3 protein-coding genes are annotated in these 3530 nt (G+C 48.4%); all 3 read right to left on the bottom strand.

Translation table 11 applies throughout. The features are described 5' to 3' along the window. Window positions 1–1003: rod shape-determining protein (locus PHU49_15930; protein ID MDD5245498.1), on the bottom strand; the 1003-nt coding region annotated here is incomplete at its 3' end. A 19-nt stretch (window positions 1004–1022) separates the two neighbouring features. Next, entirely contained in the window at window positions 1023–2399 is a 1377-nt protein-coding gene (locus tag PHU49_15925; GenBank protein MDD5245497.1) for a diguanylate cyclase, read from the bottom strand. Between the two features lie 40 nt (window positions 2400–2439). Continuing rightward, window positions 2440–3381, bottom strand: a complete 942-nt coding sequence (locus tag PHU49_15920; protein MDD5245496.1) for a TIGR00269 family protein — start codon at window positions 3379–3381, stop codon at window positions 2440–2442. Between the last annotated feature and the right edge of the window lie 149 nt (window positions 3382–3530).

Raw genomic sequence — 3530 nt, 5'->3', positions numbered from 1 at the left:
CCATGTCCTCAAGGGCTTTGCCACAGCCCATGGTGACCGAGGTCAACGGATCATCGGCAACGGTAACCATAATTCCTGTTTCGTTCTCGATCCTCTGGGCAAGCCCCTTCAGGAGCGCTCCTCCTCCTGTTAAAACAATTCCGGCTTCATTGAGGTCAGCGATAAATTCCGCCGGCAACTTCTCCAGCGCCCTGTGGACGGCATCGATGATTGCTGCCACGGGCTCCCCGATTGCCTCTCTGACATCCTCTTTTGAAAGTTTGATCGTTTTAGGTATGCTGGTGAGAAGGTCTTTTCCGACAATGTTTATGGAGTCGCTCAACGAATCGATGGGAAATGCCGATGCCCCTTCGATCTTTATCTTTTCTGCAGCGATCACCCCGATGGCCAACTGGAGCTTTTTCTGAAGATACCTGACGATCGCTTCATCGAGTTCATCCCCGGCAACTCTTAATGATTCACTGTATGCAACGGCCGATAGGCTGATAATCGCAACCTCTGTGGTGCCGCCGCCGATATCGATGATCATGTTCCCTTTCGGGAGCTCAATGGGCATTCCTGCTCCTATGGCTGCGGCCATCGGTTCTTCTATAAGGTAAACATCCCTGATCCCAACCTGGAAACAGGCGTCTATGACAGCCTTCTTCTCGACCTGCGTAATGCCTGAGGGGACTCCCACAACCATCTTCGGTTTCGAGATCTTTCGCTCGGTGCTGACTGCCTTCAAAAAGTATTTGATCATTGCCTTCGCAACCTCAAAATCCGCAATGACACCATCTTTCAAGGGCCGTATCGCACTGATATTGGGAGGTGTCCTTCCGATATATTCCTTCGCCTCTTTACCCACCGCGATAACCTTGCCGGAGTTGTTATCAATGGCAACAACCGAGGGTTGATTCAGGATGATACCCTCTCCCTTCATGTATATGAGGGTGTTCGCCGTACCGAGGTCCATAGCAAGATGGGTATTAAGCATACCAAACAATTTTCTTAAAAAACTCATTACCACCCTCCTTAATTATTTATTCAATAATCTTTCTATGCTTCTTTTCATCTGCCTTCTCAAAAAGTTCCCAGAGGTCCTTGCTGTCTTCGGGGAACAGGCACATACCGCATTCAATGAGATCACCCCTGTCAAAGACCCGCTCCTCCGACAGGATCTTTTGCGCAGTATATTGTATAAGTTTTATCATATTTCGCGTCTCAACCATATCATTTCCTTTCACCGCGATATAAAAACGGCTGCCGCCTTTCCGTGAGATGTGGGCCTGCGCCCCCGCAGAATACCGGATGACCTGGAAGAGCCGCTTCAGGAGGTTATGCGTAAACTCATACCCCATCCTCCTGTTGTATGTTTTTATATGCAGGACCTTCACTGTTAAGAGCGAAAATTTTTCATTCTTTTTTATCATCTTATCGACAATGCCAAGGAACGAGGAGAACTGGATGGCCCCTGTTACCGGTTCGAAATCCTTCAACCTGTTGATATGCTCCTTCATCCAGTGCGATGAATAATAGAGTGATAAGAACGTTGAAACATTCCTCAGGACGCCGATAAACTGCTCCTTCAGTTTCACATCGATGAGCGAGACAAACCCCAGGACACCGAGGATCATATCGTCTGTCGCGAGAGGGAAACCGAAAAACTGCCGTGCCTTGATCGGCTCATTGAAAAAGAAGAGAGGTTTTTCCCTCAGGTAGCCGCTGTTATAGGGAAGCAGGAGTTCCCTACCCCCTTCCATCACCATCGATGCGATGCTGGCACCCGGCTGGCAGTCCCTTTTTAGTTCATCGGGCCGTTCCACACCGTAGACATCGGTGATGGATAACCTTCCGTTCTTTTCCACACCGATGAAACAAAAATCACCACCCGAGAGGCTTAAAACCTCCTTCAGTATCTCGTCGACGGAGATCTTTCCCAGGTTGAGTTCATTAAAGAGCCCCATGATCCGTTTCTCCGCATAGAAATCTTCAATGGCCTCCTCAACATCACGCGCCTTGTTGATCCTTTCTATCTCCTCATGGATAACAGAGACAAAGAAACCGAGGATCTTTTTTTCCCTGTCTGTAAAAACATACTTCTTCTTGCTGTCCACTATGATCACAGCGTCGGCATCCACGGGAAATCCCATGAAGGACTTGATCCCCTCTGAGGCACCGTAATACCCGAGCGTATCTTCATCTTTGTCGAAATTTGGTATGATCAGCGGCTCATTGTGCTTGATGACCCAACCGGGGAGCGTGCCTTCTATGGGAATGCTTCTGTCCTTGTCAAAACTTTTCGCGAAGGTAACCGATGAAAGGCAGTTCAGCCGGTCGTTGTCTCTCACATAGAGGGCAACGGTAAACGCCTCGTAGACATTGAAGAGGAGCTGTGAGATACCGTCTATCATGCTCATGAGATTATGTCATTCCCCTTTCCCTGAAGTCAATCGCATATCAACCATACTGATCAAACTCCACAGCGTATTCTGTTCCGAACTTATCAAGGAGCCAGCAGAAGCTGCACTTATCGCTGAATGTCGGATAGCCGCATTGAAGACAGTAACGGCTTTCCCTGCCGTCTTCCTTTTCGTCTTCCTTTTCGTCTCCTTTTTCCTTTACCATTTTGAGGTAGCCTTTCACAAACATTATTTTTGTGCCCGGCGATGTTTCCTCGATGTGATTCAGGATGCCTTTATAGGTGAGGGTCTTGGCCCCCTCGGAAAAAGGGCATTCTTCATAGATGTAATCAATGCCCTTCATGATCGCATAGGCTGCGATCTCCCGCTCGGAACATAAAAAAAACGGTTTTATCTTTTTTACAAGATGCTCTCCCCTGCCCTCAAGGACAACATTTTTCTTCCAGAGATACTCCTTTTTCCAGTAGAGGACATTCCCGAAAAGCGCCGAGGCCTCGTCGTCGAGATTATGACCTGTCGCAAGGACCGTGTACCCTTTGTCAATACATATCCTGTTCATGATGTACCGCTTTATGGTCCCGCAGGCAGAGCATGCCGGTCTCCTGATAACCTTTGCGATACTATCGATCCCTTTACGCAGCGCCTTGTGTACATTGAAGATATAGACCTTTCTCTGAAGCTTGTCAGCCATCTGTCTGATCTTCTCGAGTGACCGCCCGGAATAGCCTTCAATACCGAGGTCAATATAGATCCCGTCAGAGACATACCCGAGTTTATTCATCATATACCACAAAGACAGGCTGTCCTTGCCACCCGAGACTGCAACGATCGGTTTATCGGTTTCGTCGATGAGGTGGTATTTCCCGATGGTGGTAGAGGCCCTCTTTTCCAGAAAGGCGATAAAGTCCTCTTCGCAGAGGGCGGTTTTATACGACCGAAGATTGATATTTGCCGGTTTTCCGCAGACCCTGCATTTCATCCGCCCGATACGACCCTTATCAATTTTACCTCGTCATCCCTGTCTATCCTGTAGTCTTCGGTAACAAGCCTGTTGTTGACAACGACGAGGTGTGCCTCCCTGCTTAATGAAAGCTGCTCCAGCAGCTTCGAAGCCAGCATCGGTTTTTC

It is taken from the genome of Syntrophorhabdaceae bacterium (genome assembly GCA_028713955.1).
Lineage (GTDB): Bacteria > Desulfobacterota > Syntrophorhabdia > Syntrophorhabdales > Syntrophorhabdaceae > UBA5609.
The sequence above is the reverse complement of the archived record's forward strand: the minus strand, read 5'-3'. Positions and strand labels throughout refer to the sequence as shown.

Excerpts from the sequence above, each read along its gene's own strand:
- PHU49_15925 (MDD5245497.1), bottom strand. The coding sequence starts at position 2,399 with ATGAGCATGATAGACGGTATCTCACAGCTCCTCTTCAATGTCTACGAG.
- PHU49_15920 (MDD5245496.1), bottom strand. The coding sequence starts at position 3,381 with ATGAAATGCAGGGTCTGCGGAAAACCGGCAAATATCAATCTTCGGTCG.